At 64.0% G+C, this 1,765-nt stretch carries 1 protein-coding gene and 1 pseudogene; both read left to right on the forward strand.

Translation table 11 applies throughout. From position 1 onward, the window contains the following. The first annotated feature begins 48 nt into the window (after nucleotides 1–48). Nucleotides 49–1,560: a sugar ABC transporter ATP-binding protein gene (locus tag EOC06_RS36695; protein WP_128310079.1), complete on the forward strand. Its 1,512-nt coding sequence runs from the start codon at nucleotides 49–51 to the stop codon at nucleotides 1,558–1,560. Nucleotides 1,561–1,603: 43 nt separating this feature from the next. Next, a pseudogene (locus EOC06_RS44530) lies at nucleotides 1,604–1,765 on the forward strand (ABC transporter permease); the annotation flags it as partial.

Below are 1,765 nucleotides of genomic sequence, written 5' to 3' on the forward strand. Positions count from 1 at the left end.
GTTGACAATTGCCGATGCAGCCCATAGCGTCATGTCAGGGAGGAACGCATGGTCGGTAATGCCGTGTTCCGCGTAGAGGGACTGAGGAAATCCTTTGGCCATAACGAGGTGCTAGGCGGCGTCTCGGTCGAATTGCATGCCGGCGAAGTCACCGTGCTGATGGGCGCCAACGGCGCCGGCAAATCCACCCTCGTCAAGATCATCTCCGGTGTCTACGAACGCGGCGGCGGCACGATGGCGCTCGCCGACCAGGATTTCGCACCGAAAACCCCGGCCGAAGCGATCCGCGCCGGCGTCGTCACCGTGCACCAGAATATCAACGACGGTGTCGTAGCCGACCTCGACGTCGCCACCAACCTGACCCTCGACCGGCTGAGCGGCAGCGGCGCGCCGACCCTGTTCAATCCGGTCCGTGTGCGGCGGGAGGCCAAGGCGGTTGCCGACCGCATGGGGCTGGCCATCGATTTGAAGGCGCGGGTGAGCGATCTTTCGCTGGCCGATCGCCAGATGGTGGCGATTGCCCGCGCGCTGGCGCACAAGCCGAAAGTGCTGATCCTCGACGAGCCGACCTCATCGCTGTCCAGCGCTGAGGCCGACCGGCTGTTCGCGCTGATCGACAGGCTGCGCGAGCAGGGCGTGGCGATCCTCTACATCTCGCATCGCATGTCGGACATCAGGCGGCTGGCCGACCGCATCGTCTCGATGCGTGACGGGATCATCTCAGGCATTTTCGACAAGAAACCGCTCGACTATGAAGGCGCGGTCAACGCCATGCTCGGCCGCAAGATCCATCTCGAGCAGATCGTCGTCAGGAATTCGGCCAAGGCAGTCCTGACGATCGAGGGTCTGCGCATTGCGCCGGGCGCCCGGCCGATCTCGCTGACGCTCGGCGACGGCGAGGTCGTTGCCATCACCGGCCTCGTCGGCGTCGGCAAGACGGCGCTTGCCGAGACTCTCTTTGGTGTGCGCCAGCCGCTCGCCGGCACCATGACGCTGAACGGCAGGCCTTATGCACCTGAAACAGCCGGCGAAGCGATCGCTGCCGGCGTGTTCCTGGTCGCCAAGGACCGCGGCGAGAATGGCATCGTCCAAGGCTTCAACATCCAGGAAAATATCAGCCTGCCGTTTCACAAGCGCATGTCGCGCTTCGGCATCCTGAGGCGCCGCCTCGAACGCACCACGGCACGCCGGCAGATCGAGGAACTGAGCATCGTCTGCCGTTCCGAGAAGGACGAGATGTCGGAGCTGTCCGGCGGTAACCAGCAGAAGGTGATGGTCGCCCGCTGGATGGCGCAGGATGCAAGGCTGTTCATTCTGGATGAGCCGTTTCAGGGCGTCGATATCTCGGCCCGGCGCGACATTGCCGCCAAGCTCAGGGCGAGTGCAAACGGACGCGCCACGCTGGTGTTCGTCACCGAACTCGACGAGGCCCTGGAGACCGCCGATCGCATCCTGGTCATGTCGGAACAGACCATCGTCGGCGAACACCGCAATGCCGATGTCGATCTCGACCGCCTGCTGGCCGAGGTCGCCGGCGGGCCGCTGCACAGTGCGGCCTGAGCGCGGGCTATAGGAATTGGAATGGAGAGAGCATGGGTTCGGGTTGGGTAAAGACGGCAGCAGCGCGCGGGAGCGCCGGATGACATTGCGCGACCACGCCATCCGCTACGGGTTCATCGTGCTCTTGTTCGGGCTCGTCGCCTATTTCTCGATCGCTGCCGACGGTTTCGTTTCGCCGCAAAGTGCCGTTTTCATCTTCCAGTCA

The sequence above is a fragment of the Mesorhizobium sp. M7A.F.Ca.MR.362.00.0.0 genome (genome assembly GCF_004023175.1).
GTDB lineage: Bacteria > Pseudomonadota > Alphaproteobacteria > Rhizobiales > Rhizobiaceae > Mesorhizobium.